General features: G+C 42.5%; 18 protein-coding genes. 6 read left to right on the top strand and 12 right to left on the bottom strand.

What is annotated here, in order from left to right:
• Nucleotides 1–8 precede the first annotated feature (8 nt).
• Nucleotides 9–1,379 (top strand): RagB/SusD family nutrient uptake outer membrane protein, encoded by a 1,371-nt coding sequence (locus FAZ19_RS10035; RefSeq protein WP_136820600.1) that lies wholly within the window; start codon nt 9–11, stop codon nt 1,377–1,379.
• A gap of 60 nt (nt 1,380–1,439) precedes the next feature.
• Here the strand turns inward: FAZ19_RS10035 and FAZ19_RS10040 are convergent, their stop codons facing one another.
• The 4 genes from FAZ19_RS10040 to FAZ19_RS10050 all read right to left on the bottom strand — a co-directional run bounded on the left by FAZ19_RS10040 (nt 1,440) and on the right by FAZ19_RS10050 (nt 3,726).
• A complete protein-coding gene (locus FAZ19_RS10040; RefSeq protein WP_136820601.1) occupies nt 1,440–1,814 on the bottom strand; it encodes a hypothetical protein in 375 nt (124 codons plus the stop codon).
• Between the two features lie 21 nt (nt 1,815–1,835).
• Entirely contained in the window at nt 1,836–2,009 is a 174-nt protein-coding gene (locus FAZ19_RS23875; RefSeq protein WP_169305625.1) for a hypothetical protein, read from the bottom strand.
• Between the two features lie 21 nt (nt 2,010–2,030).
• Entirely contained in the window at nt 2,031–2,582 is a 552-nt protein-coding gene (locus FAZ19_RS10045; RefSeq protein ID WP_188876125.1) for a MauE/DoxX family redox-associated membrane protein, read from the bottom strand.
• Nucleotides 2,583–2,745: 163 nt separating this feature from the next.
• Nucleotides 2,746–3,726 carry a helix-turn-helix transcriptional regulator gene (locus FAZ19_RS10050; RefSeq protein ID WP_136820602.1) on the bottom strand — a complete coding sequence of 327 codons (981 nt, stop codon included), beginning with the start codon at nt 3,724–3,726 and terminating at the stop codon, nt 2,746–2,748.
• A gap of 882 nt (nt 3,727–4,608) precedes the next feature.
• On the opposite strand from FAZ19_RS10050, the gene FAZ19_RS10055 reads away from it, so the two are divergent.
• The 4 genes from FAZ19_RS10055 to FAZ19_RS10070 all read left to right on the top strand — a co-directional run bounded on the left by FAZ19_RS10055 (nt 4,609) and on the right by FAZ19_RS10070 (nt 7,341).
• Nucleotides 4,609–5,415, top strand: coding sequence for a LytTR family DNA-binding domain-containing protein (locus FAZ19_RS10055; RefSeq protein WP_169305626.1), 807 nt, complete (start codon nt 4,609–4,611; stop codon nt 5,413–5,415).
• Between the two features lie 19 nt (nt 5,416–5,434).
• Nucleotides 5,435–6,052 (top strand): hypothetical protein, encoded by a 618-nt coding sequence (locus FAZ19_RS10060; RefSeq protein WP_136820604.1) that lies wholly within the window; start codon nt 5,435–5,437, stop codon nt 6,050–6,052.
• A 78-nt stretch (nt 6,053–6,130) separates the two neighbouring features.
• Nucleotides 6,131–6,697 (top strand): Crp/Fnr family transcriptional regulator, encoded by a 567-nt coding sequence (locus FAZ19_RS10065; RefSeq protein WP_136820605.1) that lies wholly within the window; start codon nt 6,131–6,133, stop codon nt 6,695–6,697.
• Nucleotides 6,698–6,759: 62 nt separating this feature from the next.
• Nucleotides 6,760–7,341: an NAD(P)H-dependent oxidoreductase gene (locus FAZ19_RS10070; RefSeq protein WP_136820606.1), complete on the top strand. Its 582-nt coding sequence runs from the start codon at nt 6,760–6,762 to the stop codon at nt 7,339–7,341.
• Nucleotides 7,342–7,368: 27 nt separating this feature from the next.
• On the opposite strand, the gene FAZ19_RS10075 is transcribed toward FAZ19_RS10070, so the two are convergent.
• Nucleotides 7,369–9,786, bottom strand: a complete 2,418-nt coding sequence (locus tag FAZ19_RS10075) for a TonB-dependent receptor domain-containing protein (RefSeq protein WP_136820607.1) — start codon at nt 9,784–9,786, stop codon at nt 7,369–7,371.
• Between the two features lie 31 nt (nt 9,787–9,817).
• Nucleotides 9,818–11,005 carry an exo-beta-N-acetylmuramidase NamZ family protein gene (locus FAZ19_RS10080; RefSeq protein ID WP_136821185.1) on the bottom strand — a complete coding sequence of 396 codons (1,188 nt, stop codon included), beginning with the start codon at nt 11,003–11,005 and terminating at the stop codon, nt 9,818–9,820.
• 303 nt (nt 11,006–11,308) lie between these two features.
• Between FAZ19_RS10080 and FAZ19_RS10085 the strand changes: the two genes are divergently transcribed.
• Nucleotides 11,309–12,154 carry a hypothetical protein gene (locus FAZ19_RS10085; RefSeq protein ID WP_136820608.1) on the top strand — a complete coding sequence of 282 codons (846 nt, stop codon included), beginning with the start codon at nt 11,309–11,311 and terminating at the stop codon, nt 12,152–12,154.
• Between the two features lie 132 nt (nt 12,155–12,286).
• Here FAZ19_RS10085 and FAZ19_RS10090 read toward each other — a convergent pair whose 3' ends face one another.
• The 6 genes from FAZ19_RS10090 to FAZ19_RS10115 all read right to left on the bottom strand — a co-directional run bounded on the left by FAZ19_RS10090 (nt 12,287) and on the right by FAZ19_RS10115 (nt 24,835).
• Nucleotides 12,287–13,309, bottom strand: coding sequence for a glycosyl hydrolase family 18 protein (locus FAZ19_RS10090; RefSeq protein ID WP_136820609.1), 1,023 nt, complete (start codon nt 13,307–13,309; stop codon nt 12,287–12,289).
• 97 nt (nt 13,310–13,406) lie between these two features.
• Entirely contained in the window at nt 13,407–15,005 is a 1,599-nt protein-coding gene (locus tag FAZ19_RS10095) for a RagB/SusD family nutrient uptake outer membrane protein (RefSeq protein ID WP_169305627.1), read from the bottom strand.
• Between the two features lie 13 nt (nt 15,006–15,018).
• Nucleotides 15,019–18,420: a SusC/RagA family TonB-linked outer membrane protein gene (locus FAZ19_RS10100; protein ID WP_136820611.1), complete on the bottom strand. Its 3,402-nt coding sequence runs from the start codon at nt 18,418–18,420 to the stop codon at nt 15,019–15,021.
• Between the two features lie 188 nt (nt 18,421–18,608).
• Nucleotides 18,609–19,832, bottom strand: a complete 1,224-nt coding sequence (locus tag FAZ19_RS10105) for a FecR family protein (protein ID WP_136820612.1) — start codon at nt 19,830–19,832, stop codon at nt 18,609–18,611.
• Between the two features lie 118 nt (nt 19,833–19,950).
• Nucleotides 19,951–20,547: an RNA polymerase sigma factor gene (locus tag FAZ19_RS10110; protein WP_136820613.1), complete on the bottom strand. Its 597-nt coding sequence runs from the start codon at nt 20,545–20,547 to the stop codon at nt 19,951–19,953.
• Nucleotides 20,548–20,890: 343 nt separating this feature from the next.
• Nucleotides 20,891–24,835 carry a hybrid sensor histidine kinase/response regulator transcription factor gene (locus tag FAZ19_RS10115; RefSeq protein WP_136820614.1) on the bottom strand — a complete coding sequence of 1,315 codons (3,945 nt, stop codon included), beginning with the start codon at nt 24,833–24,835 and terminating at the stop codon, nt 20,891–20,893.
• Nucleotides 24,836–25,067: the final 232 nt, after the last annotated feature.

Here is a 25,067-nt window from a genome sequence, read left to right on the forward strand (position 1 = left end):
AAACTGAAATGAAAAATTTAACAAAAAAGAGGATTGTCTATCCGATGCTATTTTGCATCGCATTTCTTTTTGCTTCATGCGAAGATTACCTTAATGTCAGGTCGAATAGTGCTTTGGTGATACCGGATGATCTGGAAAGTTTACAAAAGCTGCTCGACGCCACACAGTTTATGAACATGGGTATCTGTTCAGATGGGGAAGTTGCTTCCAGCGACTATTTTTTACAGCAGGCTACCTATAATGCCTTTCGTGATGAGGTAAAATTGGCTTATGTATGGGATAATTACGATCAACTTTTTAATAATGACTGGGCGAAGGCTTATAGCGTAGTTTACACAAGTAATCTGGTGCTGGATAAGTTGAAGCGAATTGAACGTACCGCTGACAATAGTATCCAATGGGATCAGATCTATGCGGAAGCATTAGTGTTTAGGGCCAATCAGTACCTTAGTCTGGTGTGGACATTTGCTAAAGCTTATGAAAAACAGACCGCGTCTACCGATATGGGCATTGTAATTCGGCAGTCTTCTGATTTTAATGCGAAGTCGGAGAGGGCATCCTTACAGGAATGCTATCGTGTTATTGTGGATGATTTGAAGAAGGCAGCAGATCTTTTACCGACGACCAGTAGCTATCCAACCCGACCTGACAAGGCTGGTGCACATGGCAGCTTGGCCAGAACATTTCTATCCATGCGGGAATACGAGCAGGCACTCTATCATGCGGATAGATTATTAGCGATCAAAGATGAACTGTTGGATTACAATTCAACGAGTGAAGTTAACATGAGTGCAAATTTCCCTTTTCTGCTATTTAATAAAGAAACTGTCTCCTACTATGAACTAACATCCAATACGCAGATTAGTGTGACTAATGCTATGGTCGATACGTTGCTTTATGAAACTTATGAAGAAGCAGATCTGCGCAGGGGTTCATTTTTTAAAAAAGGCCCCAAAACCTACCACACCTTCAGAGGTACATATTCTGGAAGTGCAAAGCTATTTGCCGGTATGACGGTAGCCGAAGCATATCTAATTAAAGCGGAATGCTTGGTTAGGCTGGAACAGCCAGATCTAGCAATGAATATTATGGATAAGCTGCTCCGACACCGTTATCAGACAGGAAAATACGTGTCACCTGACCTGTCAAGCCCAGAAGAAATTCTCGCATTTGTTCTACAAGAGCGACGGAAGGAACTTCTTTTCCGGGGGTTACGTTGGATTGATATTAAACGTTTGAATCTGGAAGGAGCCGAGATTGATCTTAGGAGAAATTTAGATGGAGCGGAATTTGTTTTGCCTCATAACAGTGATAGGTTCGCATTACCATTGCCTGCCGATATAATCCTTCAGACGGGTATGCCGCAGAACCCAAAATAGATGTTAAAGGATAATGAAAACAGAAAACACCCCGGTACCCTGGGGTGTTTAATGACACCTTTAATCTCTATTGGTAGGATTAAATGGTGTAGAACTTGAACCTCCCGTAGGAGTCGGAATGTAACCACTCGCCGTTGGTTGCGCTCCTAAAGAGATTTTTGATGGATCAAGTTGATTACCATCAAGATCTGAATCATCTACCTCCATGGAACAGGCCAATTGATCTTCGTCGTTACACGACTGTCCGTTTGGATTTGTGTTCCATCTTGATTCATCTGCGACCTGATCAGGATCCTCGGAATCACCGTGGAAGTAGATAGTTACTGGATTTAACGCTCTTGTTGCCGCCTTATCAAACGACATCACCGTTAAACTTGTTGCTGCAATCGCCAAAGCTACTAAGGCCATTGCATTTTTTTTGAGTGTTTTAAGCATTTTGCTTGTGTTTATTTGTTTTTACTGTTTTCTTTCTTTTTCCATCGGGACTAGCACATCCGGTGTCCCGACGGAAAAGAAAGTAATGCTATCCTGAGCTTGCCCATTTTCTGTACGATGCCGGGGCAAGCGCTTGGGATAGTCTGAAATGTCTTTTGGCGACAAACCCTTTGCCCGGACTAACCTAGAATCCAAGTTCCGCTGTAAATAGTTGTGCTATTCTCGTTGAAGCCCACAGGGCTTTATGTTTGTCTTTTCTAAAGACGCTGTTATATCTTGAGATCCTTCGTTGTACTCAGGATGACAGGAACGCGATTTTTTATGAAGTATAACGCCTGTTATGCTGATGGTTAGAAAGAGTGTGTTAAACCAAAAGTGCTGCATCCAGCTCATCCCACTGATCACCGATCCGCATGCACAGGGTACCTTGCCCCATGCGCCTAAAAGAGCCAATCCGACATAACCGGTAAAGGCTGCCATCAACAAGGACGATAGGAGAAAGGGATTTGTTAAATGAAATCTCCAGATTCCCACGTTACGTCGTTTCGCTGAATCACGGAGATTCTGTATCACCAGCAAAATGACTATCGAAATTTCTAAAACAGGCAAGGTGTAGATAACTACCCAAGCAATGGTATAGCTTAATGGTTGCTGAAGGATTCCGTATCTAAACTGTTGAAAATTAATTAATTTATCGATCGATACGGGGATCCACAGTAGGAGTAAGGCTACGGTGATTGCTTGTACTATGTATTGTCGTGTTCTCATATGCTTTGTTGCTGATGCGCGAATTTGTTAATCCGCAGATTTGCCTTTTATTTTGTTCCTTTTATCGTATTTGTTAAATCAAAGGTAGAGGGGAAAGGTGCACTGGTGGTAGTTCGAATTCCGCAATCGTTTTTTTGTGTAAGCGGAATTTTAACTACTGGATCTATAAACGATTTTGTGTGCGGTAGGCGCCGGGAGAGATGCCGTGTACGGATTTAAAGCTTTTGATAAGGCTATTACTGTCACTAAAGCCAAATTGATCTGCCAAGGCTGAAATGGACTTGTGGCTGTCGAGCAGGTAGGCGGCAATCAATTTCATTTTCTCCTGTTGAATATATTGTTTAGGCGTCATATGGAATTGTTCAAAGAGCTTTCCTAACTTATCGTGGCTGATGAACGCATTATTGGCAATAACTTCTATCGGGGGAGTGGTGCAGTGTTCGTGTAGTTCTTGCCTGATGTACTGGCAGATCTCCTCCAGTTTCTGCGCATCGTAGCTTCGCTGGTCTTTGCCATGCACTAATCCTTTATACGCCGATACGATACCGGGCAGATATTGGAGCAGATGGCTATTGTAATCTTTGGCGCGCGACACTTCTGGGTAGAGCAGATGCGCGAGCTTTCTGATGAATACCTTGTCCATCTCCATTAGCGGCATGCTATGGATTCCTGATGTTTTATCCTGCTCTACAAACGCCTGGAGCAACTCAAACTCTTCGTATAGAATTTCTATAAATAAAAAGTCAATTCCTAATAGATCAATATGTTGGTACTTCGAACCTAATGTAATAGTGTAGTTTCCAGGGGTACAGTACACCATACCGCAGTAACCTGAAGAGAATCGGATAGCGTTGGCATCGGGTGTAGAACTAATGGTCATTTCGCCTGTGTGCTGCACCACTAGAGTGTAAATTGCACGGTTGATTGGAATGTCAAATTGGAGTCCATCTGCCTCTTGGATTTCGTAATGATCGAGGACGAGACTGTGGCGGTTATACCGACTTCGGTCTATAAGGGTGCCATCGATAGCATAGTGGTGAGGCTGGGCAAAAGGGAGCTGCTTCGTACCGGATGTCGCTTCGGTAGAAGGCTGATCCGTGGAATGGAGCGGACAGACCTGTAGGATAAACCCAATATTAACCATATGATATGCTCCGGTTCAACGCCTCTTTCCAATAAAAAACGATGGTGTGATTTCCTTGGAAAAAAAGTAGTGAACCGTTTGTTAACTTATTTTAGTTTTATCGGTGCTTAGGTAATGTGTCTTCATAGTATTGGTCTGGATGCGGCTAGAAAGCCCTTGCGTGCCGATATATTATAATTTAACCAAAGACGGGGACGATAGCAACTGCGGGCGGCATACTGCCGAATGAAGCGAAGAATATTTTGCTACGGTTCATTTTGCTGTAATGGGAAGCTTAGCCGTTGTGGAATGTATTTTAAAATTAAAAGGTAAAAGCTGCAGTATATGCGCTAAAATGCAGATTGATTTACTATGTACAAAATTTGTACATGGCCTGATCGAAAGCTCTGTAAAAAAAATATGCTACGGTTCACCTAGTTTTTTTGTCGCCCTAAGGGATTTTGTGCGGTAAACCGACGAAAGGAAAAATACATCAATTCTGTAGGGGTGGTCCTTGCATGAAACCTAAGTTTAACTTACTTGTAGATTGCGTATTACAACAAGGATCTAGCTTGCGCATGTAGTAGTGTAATGGATACCCTACAGGAGCAGGTGAGTAGGAAAAATGTCGTATTAACACTTCGGTTCATTTTTGAGTCTACTGAGAGGGCTTATAAAATACTATATTTTTTGTATTTTCGTGTAAACCGTACGATTCGCTGCAGCTATGCGCAGGGATCTCATTGCTAACAGAACAGTAAACATAGAATGATTCAATACCACGAAAAATTAACCTTGTTATTTCAAGAGCAGCACAAGCTAAGATATTTTCCGATCTATGCCCAAGTAATACTCAGTATTCTAGTAAGTCATTACCTCTGCGGGCCAAACACCTTCTTTTCCATGAAGAATAAATGGGATAACGAAGAGTACTGGATTGTACTTGGATTTAGCTTTCTGATTGCCATGGTTATTTTTACACTTGCCCAATGGATGAATAAACGTCTAGATAAAGAAGTGCCGTGGTTGCCTCACTTCTGTAAACGGATGAGATTACAGGTTATCTTCGGTGTCGTGGGGATGATGCTCTGCGAATTAACACTTATGTATCTTATCTTCGGAGTTGGCTATGCACAGGGCTGGTCATGGATGTTGAAATACATGAGCGCCTTCACCATGCCGGTCGGCATTTTGGTGGTTATCATGAATCTGGTTTATCTCAGCTGGTACATGTGGAGCTTCGCTTTCTTTGCGACTAAATATGCCGGAGAGGTAACCAAGGAAGCGGAATCGCTCGTGGAGCAGTTGACAAAACAGAAGAAGCTATTATCGAACGATAGTCCTTTTCTTCTTTCGCTCAAGGTGATGAATGGCTACAAGCAGGTGGCATTGCCCGTAAAAAATATTGCCTTTATTAAGAGCGCCCACAATAAGCGATTTTGCGAGGCCCGTGACAGCGCCGACAGGTATACCTTGACCGACCCGCTCGATCAATTGATCCAATACTTGGATAGTCGGGAGTTTTATAAAGTAAATAGAAACTACATCTTGCACCGAAGTATCATTGCTAAAGCTGAAATGCTTAACACTGGTCAGCTAAAGTTATTATTGACAAGTGAAATTGATGCGGAAGAAGAGATTTTAGTAAGCCGCGAAAGTGCTGAACACGTAAAAAAATGGTTGGAAAAGATAGGGGTGTCAATAAGCTGAAGCTAATAATGAATAGGTGATGGAACTTTGGAAGAATGATTGGGTATGGGTAGGACTAACGAAGAAACGATATCTAGCGATGGTGATCGTGGTAAGTGAGCACACCGTCTTGGTACAAGTGCTGAATAAGGATGCAAATCGATTTCATCCTTACAAGGAAACGGTCTCTAGGCGGATTATCGAAAAGGCAGAACTGTCAAAAGAGGAGCGCGATGCCTTGCCATGTGGGAAACGGCCGTTGAGTTTAGGGAAAGCTAAAATGATCGTAGCGACCAATTTCATCTTTACCGATGACCCGGCCCGGAAGGAGAGACGTGTTTACTATTGTAGGCGCTGTCAGGCGTTTCACACGACCACACAATTTAAGTTACCTGTCGAATTGCTCAGGCTGCTGGACGATTGTCCGTATGTGCCGCAGGCAGATGAAGACTATCGGCGCATCAGGTGCCGTAAAGAAGTTTGGAAATGGTTGCACGATGTGATCGGGATCCGGATATCGTTTGGCAAGTTTGAGCGGTCGATAAAAAGCTATGGCGACAACCCCGCGGACGCCATCGCTAAATTGCTTATCATGCCCTTAAATTACCTGCACCACCTATACCAATACCTGTATGATAACCGTAAACGGCCCGAATAAACAGTACAACAACGGTGCAAGAGAAAGCCTAGAAATCGTTTCTTATTTTTAGCTTTGGTTTTTCTTGATCGGGATCTTATGATAAGAACGTATTTAAATAGTTTTAACTTATTTAGTGAAGAAGAGATTGAAGCAGCTGCCCAACTTTTTGAATACCGAAAGCTGAATAAAAACGACTGCTTAGTCGTAGAGGGCGAACCCTGCAAACTGATCGCTTTCATCTGTTCGGGGATATTCCGATTGTTTTACTTATCTGAAACAGGGGTCGATCATACGTTTTGTTTTCGCTTCCCGAATAGCTTGATGGCGCCGTATTCGGCTTTTCTGACCGGACAGCCGAGCGTAGAAACTGTACAGGCCATTACCGACGCGGAGCTGTTGGTTGTCCACAAAAAGCAGTTGGAGGAGCTGGTAGCGGATAATAACAACTGGACGAAATTTTTGAAACTAAACGCGGAACATGAGTACCTCGAATTGGAGAAACGGTTTTTTCAGCTCCAAAGGGATAGCGCAAAGCAGCGTTACCTGTCGCTACTCGAAAACCAGCCCGAATACATCCAGCAGATCCCACTGCAATATCTGGCCTCTTATCTCGGTGTTACGCAACGGCATCTGAGCCGAATCCGAAAAGAAATTTCATTTTAGACATTTGTCCTGTGTTTGGACACATTGCCCAGCTAATTTTGTTGTATTAAAATAGATACAGCATGACAAAGAAAATAGCGGTCATAAATGGCCATCCGAATAGTGAGGCATTCAACGTGGCTATCGCGCAGGCCTATATAGAGGCAGCAAGAGCTTCTGGTGCGGAGGTACGGGTAATCACGGTAGCGGACTTGGATTTTAACCCCAACCTGCAATACGGTTATCGAAAAAGGATGGAGCTGGAGCCTGATCTGCTCAGCGCCTGGGAAACGATTTGTTGGGCCGAGCACTTGGTCTGGATCCATCCGGTGTGGTGGGGCGGCCTACCGGCAATAACGAAAGGATTTATTGATCGGCTATTCCTACCGGGTATGGCCTTCCGATACCGCGATAATTCCGTATGGTGGGACAAACTGCTCAAGGGAAAGTCTGCACGCATCATCACCACCTTAGATCAGCCGGGATGGGCCTACAGATTGCTGTTTGGTCGTCCGAGTGTTAATCAACTAAAACGGTCTGTATTACAGTTTTGCGGTGTCACCCCGGTAGGCATTACGTATTTAAGCGTGATTAGGAACTCGGACGAAAGGAGTAGACAAAAGCTGCTGGATAAAGCGAAGCGGCTGGGAGCGGGGCTAAAATAACGATAGCTGTCGAGTGGAGGGGAATGCTTACTTGATCCGTCCGCTTTCGCTTTCCAACGCCGAGTTGCGGGTGCGCTGCGCTTTTGATGCTCCCCGGTTAAATTTATAACTGAAACTAAGCCTGACCTGCCGCGATTCATAATACCCATAACTGGAAGATTCAAATCCCGGAAAGCTTTGGGTACTCCTGCTTTGGTTGCCTTTGTAGATATCGGTCACCGCCAATCGCAGCGTAGCCTTTTCTTTCATTAACGTTTTCTGAAGCGCAAGGTCTACCTGACTGACGGCTCTGCTAAACGTATTCGCACCACTCAAGCGGTTTGAATTATAGCTGGCAAATACTTCGGCCTTCAACTTTAAGGGCAGCCGAAAGCTTTGCAGTACACTGGCACGCCCTGCGAGCTGTTGCAGATCGAAATTTCGATACTGGTCGAGCGAAACGCTGTTCTGGATGTAATACAGCAAGCCATTAAACGTCACATCCCACCAAGGGGCTGGCGTAAGATGCTGTGTAAGTGCTAAAGACGAGTGCTTCTGTGTACCCACATTCCGGCTGATCATAACAATTTTATCGCGCTCCAGCGTATCGGTTACCCGCGCATTAAATTGATCCGTGTAGGCGAAATTGAAGGAAACAACCGTAGAACTCTTTAGGGAATACAACAGGGTTAAGCGATGCGTCAACTCGGGGTTTAAGAACGGATTTCCTTGCCAGAAGGAAAGCTCATCAAGCATATAGATAAATGGGTTCAAGTCCTGATAGGCGGGTCTTTCAATGCGTTTTCCATAGGATAGCGACAGGTTCTGGTTCTCCGTGGGCTGCAGCGTAATGGAGAAAAATGGAAAAAGGTTGGTGTAATTTCGGTTGATGTCGTCGTCTACCGCTGAACTGCTTTCCTGATAAGTGAGCCTACCTTTTGAATCGGAAATTTCCATCCGAAGGCCTGCATTGAACGAAAATTTATCTATTTGTTGCTTATAGTCCACGTAGGCACTGGAGATACGTTCGTCGAATTGAAAGTCATTTGAGCGGCGATTGTCAAGACTATCTTGCCCTTTGTCGACATGGTAAAACCGGGAATCATTGACTGAACCTACCTGCGAGTACTTTAAACCCGATTCGAATTTTCCCTTCCACAGGTCCATGGAATAATCGAGCTTGACTCCCTTTAAGCTGATCGCTATGCCGTTTAGCGTACGGTACAAGTTTTGGCTGGTAAGTACGTCCTGGTTATCACGGTAGGTGTTCGACTGTAAATTTTTATTCCACTTGTCGAAAATACCGTAGTCGGCATCGATATTCAACACATGCCCCAATGTGTCTTCAAACTTGTAATTGACATTGAAGTTATAACGGCCGGTGCGCTGTCCGTAGTAGTCATTGATCGCGTCAAGTGATTCTTCTATCGCGTTGGAAGGTAGCGTTCTGATGGCCGTGCGTGTATCGGTAATTCCTCCTCCAAAAATAAAGTTGCCATTCGCCAGAAAGCCAATGGTGTTTTTAGCATTCAGAAAATAATCCACACCGATCTGGGTCGACATTTTTTGGCGCTTGTCGACATCGTCCGTATGGCTATCGTACGATTTGCCATTTTGTGTGCGGTTGGTTCCGTATAGGTAATTGTAGTTACCCAAGGTATGACTATAGCTGCCATATACATTGATGTTGTTTACCCGGTGATTCAGGATGATATTTTGGATCTGCTTCGGACTAACCCCATAGGCTACGGCAGTGGTTACTGTTCCGTTGGTGCCTACTACCTGGTTTTTCTTGGTTCGGATGTTGATGATGCCGGCAGATCCGGTCGCATCGTACTTCGCGCTGGGGCTATTGATGATGTCGATCGATTTGATATTGTTGGACGATAGGGATTTTAAGAGATCGGTGAGTTCAGCTCCGGAGAGAAAGGTCTGCCGCCCATCCAGCAGGATCTGTACGCCGCTTTTGCCATTAAGCGTAATGCGGCTTTCATTTTCGACATGTACACCAGGTGCACGTTTTAGTGCCTCCAACGCGGATACATCCTGCCCGCCGATCGTATTTTCGACGTTATAGCTAATCGTTCCGCCATTGATCTCCAATACTTTAGCTTTACCCTTAACATCTACGGCTTCCAGCCGATTTTCGGCGGTGGAAAGACTGATCGTGTCCAGGTGGATCCGAGCTAATTCAAATGGCGGAGATTGATAATCCCGGTATCCGATGTAGTTGACAATGAGTCTGTATCGACCGGGTATTCCGTACCGAAGGCTAAACTGGCCCACGCTATCCGTGGCGGTGCGGAACACCGTCTGTTGGTCAACATCCTGTAAAGTAACCGTAACAGCAGATAGGGGCAGGCTGTCTTCATCGACTACGGTTCCAGAGACAACGTGTTCAGTACCTTGTGCGTAAGCACTCGGTGCCAGAACAGTTAGTAAACCAATTAAGAAAGAATACAACACGCAAGGTGTTAATAAAAACCTGCCGATCACGTTAGCGATAAATCAGGTACTTCTTTCGCATTTCCTTATACTGGCGCAAACCGGGTTCCCAGCTCTTGCGGATCTGCTCTTCCGTAAGGCCGGCCTCAATCTGTTCCTTTAGCGTATTTCCGCCTGCCAGTTTTTCGAAGGGAACGATTTCCTTACTTTGCTTCTTGTCAAAAAAGATCTTTTGATCGGGATAATTTTGATATAGTTCGATTAACCAGGAAAGGTTTATGCGCTTGGACTGTCTAAGCTTTTTCAGATCAACATTTCGCAGATCTAAGCCGTAGCATTCTTCGCCCATATAGATCGGTGTCGCGCTCATGCCTTTGATCGCCACGGGCGTAAACGAAAAGGAATAGATTTCTTTTAATGCAGGACTGCCGGTTACAGTAAAGGGAAATTGCGTGCCGCGTCCTTCACTGAGTATGGTGCCTTCAAAGAGGCAGGTGGATGGATAAAGCAATATAGCCTGATAGGTATTGATATTGGGCGACATATTTACGGGTGGCAGGTACTCCATATCGCGGCTGTAATTCGCCATGGGGATCACCTTGATATTACATTTGATACCGCTCGCTAGCCAACCTTCTCCGTTGATCATCTGTGCGTACTCGCCAACCGTCATGCCGTGGACGATCGGGACCGGATGCATACCGATATCGGATTTAAAAGCCATATCGAGTATATTGCCGTCTACAAAGTAACCGTTGGGATTAGGCCGATCCAGTATCAATAGTTCTTTGTCGTGCTCCGCACAGGCTTCCATAACCCGATGCATCGTAGCGATATAGGTGAAATAGCGCACGCCGATGTCTTGGATATCAAAGACCATAACGTCTACATCAGCCAACATGTCCTTCGTCGGCTTATTGGTCTTGCCGTACAGCGAAACGACTGGGATCCCGGTCAACGGATCAACGGCGTCCTTAACTTTTACCCCTGCGCCCACATCGCCACGAAAGCCATGCTCAGGACCGAATACTTTTACAATGTTGACACCAAGCCCCAGAAGACTATCCACGATAGATTTATTGCCTATCCTTGAAGTTGGGTTGACGACCATACCGACCCTCTTGCCTTTAAGGTAGCTTACGTATGCGGAGGTCTGTTCAGCTCCGGTACGTATTTGACCAACAGTGGAGGTCGCGATCAGCATAATCGCGCAAAATAGAAACGGAAAGGGGTTTTTCATCATAATTGTTGTATTGAATGTACGGCTTATGCGCTTTAAACATATTCTACAACTGCTTCCGGATCCGTCCCGATAAGCTAAACAGGATAGACAAGTTAAAAATGTGCTCAAAACCTGCCGTAAGATAGGAAATAAAAAATCAAATCCGCAAGAAAACGCATAAAATAGCGACGTAACAGTTACGTTATACTTCCTTCCACTGACGGTCGCAATGAAACAATTATTGCTAGCAATATAATCTTTGGAAATGTGCACAATATCACTTATTTTAGGATGTTAATTTAAAGCCGATATTACAATATTATGAAAAAGATCTATTTCTTGTTGTTTTCTGTGTTATTCTTCGGATGCGAAAAGAAAGAACCGGCATCAGAGGAATCTGATCAAATAGAATTTATTACATACGAGTATATAGACAGGGGTATCGAAGGGACGGTATCCGATATTCATTATGACCAACAGGGAAGGCTAGTTCAGCTTTCATCAGAGCATTATACGTATGATAGTAAGGGGAGATTACAGACGATTAAAATTTTTGTTAGTCCGACTGATTTCTTATTGTACACATGCTTGTATGATGAACACGATCGGATTAAAGAAATAGTCTGGAATAATGAGGAGCAATACGCCTCCTCTTATTCTAGCATTAGCGTCGATAGTCGATTTACCTATGAGGGTAGTTCTTCGCTACCGAAAGAGGTACAAAAATCTAATTTCGATGGACGTCGCTATATCGATAATATATTGAGTTTTCTTAATATAGAGTCAAATCTATCGACGTTTACTACAGCAGGAGGGAACGCGACAGGCGAGATAAATACAATTGATGGTTGGTTGATAGATCCGCTAACAGCCGTCCAAGAGTCGAAATCGTTTAAATATACCTGGTATTACACGCATGACAATAAGCCAAACGTTTTCAGAAAATTATTTGCAGGCCTGAATTGGATGCCGCAATCATTCGCGTCGAAAGGATTTCGAGCAACAGATATTTTTAATACAAATAATGTAATAGAGGCGACACTGCAATCGGAAGGCAGTACAATTGAAGATGGTTCAGCGACATACGAGTACAAATTTGATGCTAAAGGACGTGTATCCGAAATTAGAGCGGGATTGGTGCGGTGGACCATACACTATCGGACATAAATATCTATATACACTATACACGAGAAGACTGCCGCGTCATTCCTCCTCGTAGTGACGAACAAGTAGTAACGACATCGTAGTAACATCGACTCCAGGCTCTTCATTACTATGTTTTTGTTTTTCATAATAAGCTTATTTATCCCTGTTTTTTGCTGCTGTATCGACCACATCTTTAATTAATTTCAGTAGTGATTTTTCACCGGCGGCGTCCTGAACCAACTGCCAGATCATAACACCACCTATTTCATGCAACGCCAGTGCAGTTTTTCTTCTTATTGTGGGGACACCATTGTAATACACCACCGATCCATCTTTCATAGTCAGCTCATCTTTGTATTCGGCCCCGGGATAATCAGATACAATCCTATTATAGGTATAGCTTGTACTATTTGGTCCATTAAAACTGTGCCCATAAAATGGTAAGCCCAGATTGAGTTTATCCTTCGGTACACCCTTTATCTCATGCCAGTATTGTATGTCTTCTACAGCCATTTCGTAAGGAGCATGTGGTCCAGGTCTAGAGGGATTCCATGGTCCGGTTTTATCGTAAGACATGATATTGACAAAATCTAATTTTTCCAAAGCATCTACAGGTACCTGCCATCCGTATTCCGTGGCCACCGCGGCAGTCATCAGCCGCAGTGAATCTAACGAAATGCCTAATGCCGTGATAAAACCTTCGTAATGTTCCGTAATTAAGTCACCTTCGAGATCCACATCAATTCCATCTAAATCGTATTCATCCAAAAACTCGTTTATCGCTGCAATAAAAACCGTTCGGTTTGCAGGCGAAATCAGCTCTTTGTAATACTTTGGAGCCCTACCACCGGCAATGGAGATAAGGATCTTTACCCCGTGCTGATGAGCGGTATTGACAAACTGTTTTAAGCCTGCCATAGGAGGGAATTTACCTGTTGAATCGGGGTTTGCAAAAGCTATATTAATATGTGTGAGCGCAGAAAAATCTACACGTTGCAGATCCTTTGTCAAGTCTCCGCGGAAGTATCCCACTACTCTAAACGCTGTAGCGCGAACAGGCACCTCATCATGTGGTTGAATTTCCGAATGCGAACAATTGATATTCATTAAAAAAAGGAAAATAAAACTGAAATAAGCAATCCATTTTGCTGTGGTGATCTTTTGATTTTTAATCATTTCTTTTTTTCTTTATCCCTTCCTACTGAATCATTATTTGTATGCAGTAGGGAGGGATATTGTTAAACTTGAACTTAATCGAAGGCTTTGGCAGACATTACCATCCTGGATTTGGCTGCAGGTAAGGTTTTAATCCAATTTCGTATGCCGGAATCGGGAGCAACAGGTGTTTTGGTTCCTCAACATTGCTCGCAGCTAAGCCTCCATATCGCAAACTCGAAAATATATCTGTCCCATTCTGGAAATCATCGGCTATCGTCGTCATCGTGCTTTGCAGCACGCCCCATCGGATGAGGTCATTTTTTCTCAAAGCTTCAAAGCATAGCTCCCTTGATCTTTCTTTTTTTAATTCATCGAAAAACGACGTATAATCTAGACCAGTTAAATCCGATAGCGGGTTGGCGGTGAACTCATCAAAACCGTAGCCGCGTCTCCTCACCCTGTTGATGGCTTCGTATGCTTTGGAAGTTGGGCCGGAATTGAGCTCATTCGCGGCTTCGGCATACATAAGCAATACGTCAGAGAAGCGCAGCAAAGGAAAGTTTTGAGGCGAGTCGTTAGTAGATTTCGGTGTTACAAGTTCATATTTTCTTCTCCATTTTCCCACGTGGCGTTGGTACAGCGTGTGGGTAGGCCACGGTTGCCAATTGGTTTCTTGCGGAACCCCACCTACATTTTGATATCTCCAGGGCGCTATAGCCCAATCTCTGCGCAGATCCCCCTCCGCGTAAGAATTGTACAATCTAGCGGTTACTTGGATGAAGCCGTACGTATTACCTATCGTAGTATTTGTAGTGGAAATCCCTGTATTAACACCTACACGGCCCCCTTCGCGGTAAGGACCCGCGGTATTTCCCCAGAACTCTACCTCCCAAATGCTTTCCTGTATGTCGTATTCATCTCTAGCATACTTGATGAATATATCTTCATAGGAAGAATTGAGTCGATGAAAGCCACCATCAATCAGCTTAGATGACCACGTAAGAACATCTTGATATTTAGTTTTATCGTTAAGCGGATGTCCCGCCATATGCAGATACACTCTCGCCAAGATACCCTGTGCAGCAGATTTAGTAACTCGACCGCCAAAACCTACTGTCTTTGCATCAGGAAGCAACTTTTCCGCTTCTTCAAGTTCCTTGGTAATAAACGCATAAATTTCGTCTATCGATTTTTGCCGGGCGTTGAAGTTTTCGGCAGGAAGGCTAATGTTCGTAATCAACGGGACACTTCCCCAATTACTGACCAATAGAAAATAGTAATAAGCCCTCAAAAACTTAGCCTGACCTAATATATTTGCACGATTTTCTGAAGAAAGTTCTGGTTTGTCGATATATCCAATCACCATGTTTGCCCTGTTTATTCCATCATAGAGAATCTTCCAGAGATTGGTGACGTATGGGTCCGATGATGAAAAATCATAGACTTGAGGACCCCTGAAGGTACTGACGGCATAGAATCCTTCGTCTGCTTCGGTGCCCATCCGGCTGATGAGCACATCTCCGTACATACTCCTGTTTCCCAATACGTCGTATACGCCGTTTAACGCAAAATTAATTTGCTCCTCATTTTCATAATAGTTTTCCGGCGAAAGAAAATCTTTCGGAACACTATCTAAAAAACGGTCACAAGATCCTAAGGTAAGGAATGAAATGAGTGCAAAAATAGGTAAATATAACGTTATGTTTCTTTTCATGTTTGCTATTGAATTAAAAGTTAAATCTAACATCAAATGTGTAGGTTCTGGCTCTTGGATAAGCGGAATAATCAAATCCTTGTGTCAAAGCAGAATAACGTACAGAGACCTCAGGATCCATGCCTGAATAATTCGTCCACGTGATAAGATTTTGTGCAGACAGGGATAATTGTGCACTATTGATATTTAGCTTATTTAGAAAATTTGCAGGTAGTTCGTATCCCAGCGAAAATGTCTTCAGCCGGATAAAGGAACCGTCCTCGACCGTTCTCGAGGAATATACGCCACGTGGTCCCTGTCCGTCCAATCGAGCCAGCGTATTGCTTGGATTTTGCGGTGTCCATCGGTCTGTGTAATTGGCGTATTGATTAAGATTCATATAATTCAGCGCATTCCCCTCGAAGATGATGCGGTTGGCATTCATGATGTCATTGCCGTAAGACCATTGAAAAAATGCATGAACATTAAAGTTTTTATAGTGGAAATTATTCGAGAAACCACCCGTATGTTTTGGGATAGGATTACCGATAACTGTTCGGTCGTCATCTGTCATATTGAGATCTCCATTAAGGTCTCTATATTTGATATCCCCCGGTTGTACATTGGTGGAACCATTTCTGGTTATATCTTCTTTAAGTATATACTGATCATCTACAAGGTTAAAGTCATCATACTGATAAACACCGTCCCAAATGTATCCAAATAACTGTGATATTGGTTGTCCCACTTTCGTCTGGTACAAGGGGGCAGATGTGTAGGCGACTTCCCATGGGATGGTGTTGAAAAGCTCAGTTTCATCTCCGTTGAGCGCCAATATTTTATTTCTGTTGAAACTGATATTAAAATTACTACTCCATTTAAAGTTATCTTTTTCGATATTTACCGTATTCAAAGTTAATTCCAGACCTTGGTTTCTCACTTTTCCAATATTCATATAAACACGTGGAAATCCCGTAAAATAGGGCATATTGGCATATAATAAGAGATCATGCGTGTCTTTACGATAGACATCTGCTGCCAACGTAATCCTGTCGTTGAAGAGGCCTAGATCGTACCCGATGTCCAGTTGTGTGCTCGTTTCCCACTTCAAATCCGGATTAAGGATCGATAAAGGGATTACTCCTTTCTGCGGCGTTTGGTTGCCGAAAGAATAGTGTGGCAGATGATTGCCATAATCCGCAGGAGGGTTAAAGCTAAGGGAAGCGAACGGTGCATAATCATCAATTCTATTGTTCCCAGTAGCTCCATAACTTAAACGTAATTTGGATTCGGAAATAAAATCAAGATGCTGCATGAAATCCTCTCTGCCCATGCGCCACGCGCCTGCCACTGATGGAAAGTAGCCCCATCTGTGTCCAGAGAAAAATTTTGAAGAACCATCCGCCCTGAAATTAGCGGTTAGATAATATTTGTATTTGTAATTGTAGTTTACGCGGCCAAGAAAGGAGAGTAATCTGTTATCACTTATCTGCGAAGTGTTCATGAAAGGTGTGCCTTCATCCAGACCACTTATACCCAGCGTCTCGTTGGGTACATTGGTGGCGGTGAAACCGTGTATATTTTTTGTTCTTCCCTGAAGTGTGATTCCACCCAGAATATCAAAAAGATGCCTTTTTACCTGTTTATTAAACCGCAATGTATTCTCACTCAGCCAGCTGTTGGTCTCGGTGTAATTTATTGAACCATGAACACCACGCGTATTGGTCGGTAGGAGCGGCGTGCCACGAGAAGTTTGTGAGTTGAAGAAACTATCGTCGCGGATCACCCTACTGGTAAATCCTCCAGAAGCCTTAAAGGTCAGTTCATCGGTGATTTTGTACGTAGCATAGGCGTTTGTAGCTAAATTTTTATTGTGTGCTTCTATGAACTCATTTTTGGTGGAAATCAGTGGATTTACTCTAAAATCATTGGCTTCGTCTACATCGGGATCCAAGAAACTATCTAGTAAGTCAAAGTCACCGCCGGCAATCGGCCTGTATCCCCATATACTGTATAGTAAATAACTAGATGCGGATCCACTGGTTCCGGGTTCAGATACAATCCGACCATGTGTCTTCAGCGCACTATAATTGGTGTTCAACCCCACCTTTAATCTGTCAGACACTTGGTGGTCTATATTAAATCTTCCCTGTAACCTTTTCAGTCCCGAATTGATCAATGCGCCTCCTTGATCAAAGAACGATCCCGATATCATGTAATTGGTCTGCTGGTGACCACCTGATAAAGAAAGATTGTAGTTTTGCAGACTGGCATTTTTGAACATTTCATCTTGCCAATCATAGCCATGTTCGTTCTTGTAAGAATCTAGTGTGCGGTCGTTTAAGTACCTGTTTTCAGCAATTTCAGGGTCAAGTTCTATTTGCATCCTCACGAATTCATAAGGATCCATAAGATCCATGGTTTTTGTTACGCGTTGTAGGCCTGTAGAAGCGTTTAACGCAATGACTGTTTTGCCAGGTTTTCCCTTCTTGGTTTCGATAATAATAACACCATTGGCCGCTCTAGATCCGTAAATAGCGGTAGCAGACGCATCTTTCAAGATGTCTATTGATAATATGTCCTGCGGATTTAGAGCCGCACTTGTAGGGTCTTCTATCGGAAATCCATCGATAACATAAAGTGGAGAGTTGTCCTGTGTGAGCGAGCTTGCACCCCTTATAACGATATTTACCCCGCTTCCCGGTTGCCCATCACCGGAAGAAACTTGGACACCGGCGACCCGCCCAGCAAGAGCTTCGTCGAAAGACGCTACCGGAGCTTTTATCAGATCATCCATTTTGACCTGCCCAACCGAACCCGTAAGGTCCTTTCTATCCACAATACCATATCCCACCACGACCACTTGGTCTATGTCCTGTTGGACGATCTTCATCTGTACGGTTATGTCTGTCTGATTTCCTATTTTTAACTCTTGCGGTTGATATCCAATGAAAGTAACAAGCAATATAGATGTAGTATTCGGGACTTCGATAAGAAAATCGCCATGGAGATCGCTCACGATTTTAGCATCACTTCCCTTGATACTTATCAGCGCACCCGCCAGCGGTTTACCTTGGCTATCCAAAACCCTACCTCGAACGGCAATAGGAGGGGGAGCCACTGTTCGTTTGCGGTTATTCGCTTTGCTGATCACGACAATTTTATGCGCGGTATCATAGGATATATGCACATTTTGTTCTGCGAAGCAATGGTCTAACACCTCACGGATGGTGGCATCTTTAACAGTTAAACTGATAGGTCGTAAGTTCCTTATTAATTCCGCGTCGGCAGTAAAGGTGTGTCCCGTTTGCTGTGTTAACTTAAAGAATACCTCGTCTATGCTGGCAGATTTGATTTGGAGATTAATTTTCTGTGCGAACGACGTCGCGCTGGCTTGCAAAAAAACGAATGCAGAAAGAAAAAAACTCAGCTTCATGAACAATAGCGGTTTGTAGATATGATAAGATCGTCCCCTGCATATGAATGCAGTAAATTTTTTATACATTTGATTGGTTTTAATTTAATTAGTAAATCGATTGAATTAGCTAGGGCAGTACATAATCTGCTTTCTGGCCAGAGATGTGACAGCATCTCTGGCTTTTCCTATCGGGATCGTTAAATCTTTCAACCTTCGTTTCCCGGCATAACGGTAATCCTCCTTCCTTCTGTTTTAAATTTTACTTTGTTCGTCATTTCCAATGATTTTAATAGATGTTGAACGTTTCTGGATCGGAGATAATTTCCATGAAAATGTATTGATGAAAGATCTCCTTGATAATCCACTTCCAGATCATACCAGTTAGCGAGATTAGCCATTATTTCCCGAATGTTTGCGTTGTTGAATACCAGGTAGCCATCTCTCCAAGAGATTTGACCAGCAATATATGGTACATCCTCGATACGGATTTTATCGTTTTCATGGATGGCAATCTGACCAGGCTTTATCATTTTTGACGAGGTTTTATGATGAGCATTCATCCACGACAATTTGATACTTCCTTCCAACAAAGCGGTTTTGGTGGCATTGCTATAGGCATTCACATTGAAATGTGTTCCTAATACTTCAATTTCCTGTTTGGGGTCAACCATTACACGGAAAGGTCTTTGTTTATCTTGAGCTACCTCAAAGTAGCCTTCGCCCCTCAAGGATACCTTTCTTTCGCTCTGCGCCTGAAACGAAACGGGGTATTTCAGCGAAGAATTGGCATTAAGCCATACCTTGGTTCCATCGGGTAAATTGAGCTGGAATTGCCCCCCTTTAGGCGTCTCTATGGTGTTGTAAGCTAGTGTTTTATCCTCATTCACTGAATCTAAAATATAATAGATCAGTTGCCCGTTTTTCCGCTTATCGATCATCACGCCCGATTCAGTATCAATTTGACCACTTTCACTATCAGACAGCAGGATACGCTTACCATTGGACAATGTCAAATAAACCTGCGTACTATCTAAGCTGACAATTTCTTTATTATCAGGCTTTTCCATTTCACTCGTTAACATACCCGTTTTATGATTCGAATCGGTGTATATATTAAAAAATAATATACCTAGACACAATACAATCGATGCCGCAGCTGATACTTTCCAGATAAAGGTCCGGGAGGCAGTGCGTCTGTCCTTGCTTTTCCCTTGCTTGAAGATATGATGCAGTATCTGTCTGCGACTCTTTTCGTTCAAACGCAAGTTATCTACTTGTTGCCTAAAATCTTCGCTAAGTAATTTTTCGAGATGTTCTTTGAACAACGGGTCTTCTACATACCCAAAGAATTCCAGCTCTTCAGAAGGAGAGGATGCGTTGGATAGATATTTGTTGAGCAATTTTGTAACCCGTTCTTTTTTATGATTCATTTGATAACGACTAATGTCCTGGCTTTATAAAGATTGACACATCAAAGAGATGTTCGGGTAGTCAAAAACTAGTAAAAGTGAATGTTGTTTTTAAACGTGTTGAATATGAGTGTCTTTTTTATTGCGAACAAATGAAAAAGAATAGCAAGGCTTGGTAGGATATCCCTCTTTTTATCAAATGTTCACGAATGCTTTTTAGCGCTAACTTCATGTGATAATGTACCGTGTGTAAAGAAATGTTCATCTTTTTTGCCACTTCTTCATATTTCATCCCCTCGAAATGGCACAAAATGTAGATATCACGTTGTTGTGCAGGTAACGCTGTCAATATTTCATCCAGTATTTTCACCGTTTCCCGGTAACTGACGGTATTTTGCGTAGTGCTTTCGGCATTTGGGTAAATACCCGAGAGTTCGGGGTATATTTTTTCCTGTTGGGCGAGTTTTCTGAGGAGGTTAAAGCAATGATTCCTAACCAAGATATTCAGGTATGCTCCAAAATTCTCTATGCTAATTAATTTATCTCTACCTACCCATATTTTAAGAAAGATGTCCTGTACAATTTCTTGTGCAGACTCTTTAGAACGCATAAGTTTGTATCCAAAAGAGTAAACGAATGCACTATATTGGTCAAATAAAGTGCTAAAAGCCAATTCGCTTCCATTCGCAATATCTATGAGTAATTCTTTTTCATTAGCTGGTGGCGATTGGGACATAATTAATGGTTTTTTTCTTCAGAGAGTATAAAAAATTTAGAATTTTTTAAAAAATATCTGCAAATATATAGGAAATTAGATAGATTCTGCGTTTTTCCATCATCTTTCAAGTCGCTTATCTGTTATGTGTGCCAAGTTATGGAATGTTTATTATAAAAGCAGACCGTATTAATAAAAATAGTAAGTTCTTGTGAAAGATGTTCAATAACTATCTCACCGTAATTTTAGCGGCAGGTGCACTTGTTTTGCATATCCGATCCAAGAAAAATCTTATTCAGAAAGAAAGGGAAGCTTCAGTAAAGCCGTCCAGCCTAACCGGTTGATATGATCGATCGGGTATGAATCAAGTCGCTTTATACTCTTTGGGCGAAATGCCAAACTGCTTGACAAAGCACCGCGTAAAATAGGAGGGACTGTTATATCCTACCAAGTAGCATATCTCGTTAATCTTGTACTCTCCCTTGCTTAAATACTGTGCTGCTTTGCGAAGTCGGATCAGATTAATAAACTCGTTAGGTGTTAAATCTGATATGGCGCTTACCTTGGTATACAGACTTGACCTACTGACGTACATCTGTTGAGCGAGCTCATTGACCGAAAAATTGGTATTGGATAAGTTGTCGATAATGATTTCTTCCATACGGTTGATAAACTTCTTGTCCTCATCGTGCCCAACAATACTTTGTAAGATTGTTTTCGGGTTGCTGGTTAGTAATTCGATGAGTTGCTTGCGTTTCTGTAGCATTCCATTTATCTGCGCATACAGAAAGCTGAGGGAGACGGGTTTGGTAAGGTAAACATCCGCCCCGCTTTCGACGCCTTTAATTTGAGAGTGGACGTCTGTCTGTGCTGTTAACAGAATAATAGGAATGTGGCATAAATTAATGTCTTCTTTGATTTTTTTGCATAATTCAAAACCGTCAATTTCGTTCATGGATACATCACTGACAATCAAGTTTACAGGGTGGTTCGGTAGGATCTCAAGCGCTTTTTTACCATTGTCGGCACGTAAAATCTGATAACGCTTACCAATCTGTTTTTCTAAATACAACGCGAGATCCTCGTCATCTTCGACCAGTAATACCGTTTCATTTTTTATCGAATCAGGGTATACGACAGCGTTTTCTTGTTCTTCAAATACGGTGGTCGGATTATCTTCTAGCGATGCTATTCCTAGATTAAGTTCTGTGTCTTCAACGCTATCAGTGCTACTTGTACCAAAGGGTATGATCACGGTAAATCTAGTATAGAGGTTTTCTTGAGAATCCAGGTGAATTTCTCCACCTATTTTTTCAATGAGTTTGGAGACCAGCGATAGGCCTATACCAAACCCCTTGGAAGTGGTTCGCTTTTGGGTAGAAGTTGTGTAGAAAGGTTCAAAAACCCGATGAAGGTTTTTACGGGGGATGCCTTTTCCATTGTCATGTACACTCACTGTAAATCCACCATCATATTTATCCAGGAATACATCGATAGTATCTTTGGTGTATTTGATGGCGTTAGATAGTAGATTATTAATAATCTTGGCGACAATATCTTGATCTATTGATCCGATCAGATGATCATCCTTTTCAGGCAAATAGAGATTAAGCTCAATGTTGTGATTCTCACAGTATTTTTTGTATTGATCCGTTTGTTCGGTGATGAACTTGCAGATATCTTCTTGGGTATAGTTGATGAGGTTGTACCCGTATTCAATATTACGAAAATCCAATACTTGATTGATCAATTGAATGAGCCTATTGCTGTTTTTATAGATGATTTCCATGTCCTCGCGTATCACGGAAGGAAGATCATTGGTATTCATGATCACCTCAATAGGGGTAGAAATCAGGGTGGCGGGCGTTCTGATTTCATGGGCGATAGCGGTAAAAAACTCCATTTTCGACTCAATGATCTTTTGATCGTTTTCTTGCTGTAGTTTACGGAGCTGTTCGTCGTTGCGTTTCTTGATCTTTTTTTGTCTATTGATGATCAAAAAAGAAGCCAACGTCAATAATATAACAATATATAAGATGCGCATAGAGAGTGTATTCCACCAGGGAGGCAGCACCGTAATGCGCATGGTAGTGTAATTCTCATCCCATTGGCCATAGCTACTTGTGGCTACTACCTTGAAGACATAATCTCCAGGTGCAACGTTGGTATAGTGGGCTCTTCCCTGATCCACTTCAATAAACTGCTTATCAAAGCCTTCCAACATGTATTTGTACCGTATTTTAGAAGGGGAGGCATAGTACATGGAAGAGAAGTCAATGCTGAACATGGTTTGTGTATTGCGCAGCACAATATGGTCGTTGAGTAAAGGGCTTTTTTCTCCCTTCTCCTTGTTTAAGAGTTGGAAATCGGTGAAGCGTACCTTGGGAAATACGGCGTTTTCGATGATGTTTTTAGGATGAAAGTAATTAAAACCTTGGTACCCCCCTATATAAATGGTTCCGTCTGCGGTCCGTAAACCTGCATTGGGATTGAAGCGCTCCGTCTCTAATCCATCATCTTTGTTAAACAGATCAATGGTGTTTTTGTCGATTTTATAGCGAAATAATCCAGAAGAAGTAGTGATCCACAACTTATTGTTGTCTGAAGATGTGATATATTGGAAAGAAGCCTGGGCAAATGTGGGCGAATTTAATTTGATGGGCGTAATTGTCATCGTTTTTAAATCCATATAGGCTAGTCCTTTCTGATTTATACCTAGCCATAGCTTGCCATCGAGATGATGAATCGTCTGCACATCAACCAGACTTTTTGTGTAATCCTTTAAGTCTCGGTCATAATGGGTAATTTGGAGCGTATTGATATCTAAAGCTGAAAGCCCGCGGTTATCAGATACCATCCATATACGGTCTTGCTCATCTGTTTTGAGATTGTCGACATAGATTAATTCATTTGAGGCTGAAGCAGAGATAAATTTGTTTTGCCCGCTTTTTAAAAAGTAAAGTCCCTGCGGGGTGCCGATCCAAAGACGTCCCATGCGGTCTTCGGCAATAGAGTATATGCTCTCCGGTTGGGCGTAGTGTTGTGTGGTGCCGCTTTTGATGTCGTATTTGTAAAGCCCACGCTGATAGGTTCCGACCCATAATGTGTTTTCCGTACAATAAAGGGCATGGATATTAAGCGGTTCATTCTGTCCGCCGATATATATGCGTTGACAGTGATGGCTCTTGGGGTTAAAGTGGTAAAGTCCGCCATCATCAGTTCCGATCCAGATATTACCTTTAGCATCTTCACAAAAGCGACTGATTACCTGCCCCATATTTATCTCGCTGGCTTTTTGTTTTGATAGGGTGTAAAAATTATTCTTATTGGATCCTAAATAGTTTACGCCACCAAAATACGTTCCTATCCAAACACCATCATCCTTATCTTTATATAGTGGATAGACAAACCGGTTATTGAGTGCCAGGGATTGATTGGCCTTACTATTGTCGCCGATCGTAAAATGACTGCCCGTACTTTTGTCCAGAATCGTTATTCCATCATCTGAGCCGATCATGATTTGTTTTTGGTCATACTCTATGATCGAATGGATGCGCTCTATAGGCACACCGTTGTTTTTTAAAGGGTAATGGATGTGTTTGTTGTCGGATTGACGGTAACAAAAGACTCCGGCCATTTTATCACCCAGCCAAATATTGCCATGGCGGTCTAATGAAGCAGAGGTGATAGTGGGAGTGGGCGTGTTAATCTTGTAAATTTCCTCAAACGAACTGTGCTGTCTCCGGAAAATGTAGATGTTGCCCTTACGCGAAATGACGTGTACCTCGTTTCCTCCATAACAGAGTACTTTTTGCACCTCTTTTATCTCGGCATAATGGGTGAGTTTTTTTGACTTGATATGGTAACTCCATAGACCCTTATCTTCCGAACCGATCCAGATGTTGCCGGATGAATCTTTGACAATAGAAGATATGAATCCGAGCGATTGCATATGTGTGTCTACGCGTTCAAAATTGGATTTGATATAATCGAATTGATATAGAAAGCCTGCCGACCCTATCCATAAATCTCCATCTATAGTGCTAATTGTTGAAATGTGGGTCGGCGTACCGTTGTGACTGTCGATGTCGAGATAATTGATGAATTTGTTCGAATCATATCTCGATATTCCATTATACGCTGCAAACCACATATAACCACGTTGGTCTTGTGTGATAAAATGTACCATATTGGCAAATAACCCATCATCTGATGTAAGGTATCTGAACCTAGGGAAGAATTGCTGAGCGGTGCTTTGATTTAAAAATAGCAACACAAAACAGATTAACAGATACAGATTTTTAATCATATCATAGTTTTTATTGGTTAAGGGCAAATATATATAATATCTGGCCTGATAGAGTCTTTGTAGCTGCTTTTTGGAAGAAAATGAAATATTATTGGATGATATTGAAAGTAATCGATTTAAATAATCGGGACTTTTGTAACCATGAGGACGCACCTCTGCAATAACCAATTGGATAACTAACTAAAATAAACATGATGAAAGAACACGTATTTCCAGGCTCAGTATTCTCGCA

It is taken from the genome of Sphingobacterium alkalisoli, assembly GCF_005049105.1.
Lineage (GTDB): Bacteria > Bacteroidota > Bacteroidia > Sphingobacteriales > Sphingobacteriaceae > Sphingobacterium > Sphingobacterium alkalisoli.

What these genes read in the sequence shown, in the direction of transcription:
- FAZ19_RS10045 (WP_188876125.1), bottom strand. Translation starts at nt 2,582, where the DNA reads ATGAGAACACGACAATACATAGTACAAGCAATCACCGTAGCCTTACTC.
- FAZ19_RS10050 (WP_136820602.1), bottom strand. Translation starts at nt 3,726, where the DNA reads ATGGTTAATATTGGGTTTATCCTACAGGTCTGTCCGCTCCATTCCACG.
- FAZ19_RS10090 (WP_136820609.1), bottom strand. Translation starts at nt 13,309, where the DNA reads ATGATTAAAAATCAAAAGATCACCACAGCAAAATGGATTGCTTATTTC.
- FAZ19_RS10040 (WP_136820601.1), bottom strand. Translation starts at nt 1,814, where the DNA reads ATGCTTAAAACACTCAAAAAAAATGCAATGGCCTTAGTAGCTTTGGCG.
- FAZ19_RS10095 (WP_169305627.1), bottom strand. Translation starts at nt 15,005, where the DNA reads ATGAAAAGAAACATAACGTTATATTTACCTATTTTTGCACTCATTTCA.
- FAZ19_RS10035 (WP_136820600.1), top strand. Translation starts at nt 9, where the DNA reads ATGAAAAATTTAACAAAAAAGAGGATTGTCTATCCGATGCTATTTTGC.
- FAZ19_RS10080 (WP_136821185.1), bottom strand. Translation starts at nt 11,005, where the DNA reads ATGAAAAACCCCTTTCCGTTTCTATTTTGCGCGATTATGCTGATCGCG.
- FAZ19_RS10060 (WP_136820604.1), top strand. Translation starts at nt 5,435, where the DNA reads ATGGAACTTTGGAAGAATGATTGGGTATGGGTAGGACTAACGAAGAAA.
- FAZ19_RS10105 (WP_136820612.1), bottom strand. Translation starts at nt 19,832, where the DNA reads ATGAATCATAAAAAAGAACGGGTTACAAAATTGCTCAACAAATATCTA.
- FAZ19_RS10100 (WP_136820611.1), bottom strand. Translation starts at nt 18,420, where the DNA reads ATGAAGCTGAGTTTTTTTCTTTCTGCATTCGTTTTTTTGCAAGCCAGC.
- FAZ19_RS10085 (WP_136820608.1), top strand. Translation starts at nt 11,309, where the DNA reads ATGAAAAAGATCTATTTCTTGTTGTTTTCTGTGTTATTCTTCGGATGC.
- FAZ19_RS10110 (WP_136820613.1), bottom strand. Translation starts at nt 20,547, where the DNA reads ATGTCCCAATCGCCACCAGCTAATGAAAAAGAATTACTCATAGATATT.
- FAZ19_RS10070 (WP_136820606.1), top strand. Translation starts at nt 6,760, where the DNA reads ATGACAAAGAAAATAGCGGTCATAAATGGCCATCCGAATAGTGAGGCA.
- FAZ19_RS10065 (WP_136820605.1), top strand. Translation starts at nt 6,131, where the DNA reads ATGATAAGAACGTATTTAAATAGTTTTAACTTATTTAGTGAAGAAGAG.
- FAZ19_RS10115 (WP_136820614.1), bottom strand. Translation starts at nt 24,835, where the DNA reads ATGATTAAAAATCTGTATCTGTTAATCTGTTTTGTGTTGCTATTTTTA.
- FAZ19_RS10055 (WP_169305626.1), top strand. Translation starts at nt 4,609, where the DNA reads ATGAAGAATAAATGGGATAACGAAGAGTACTGGATTGTACTTGGATTT.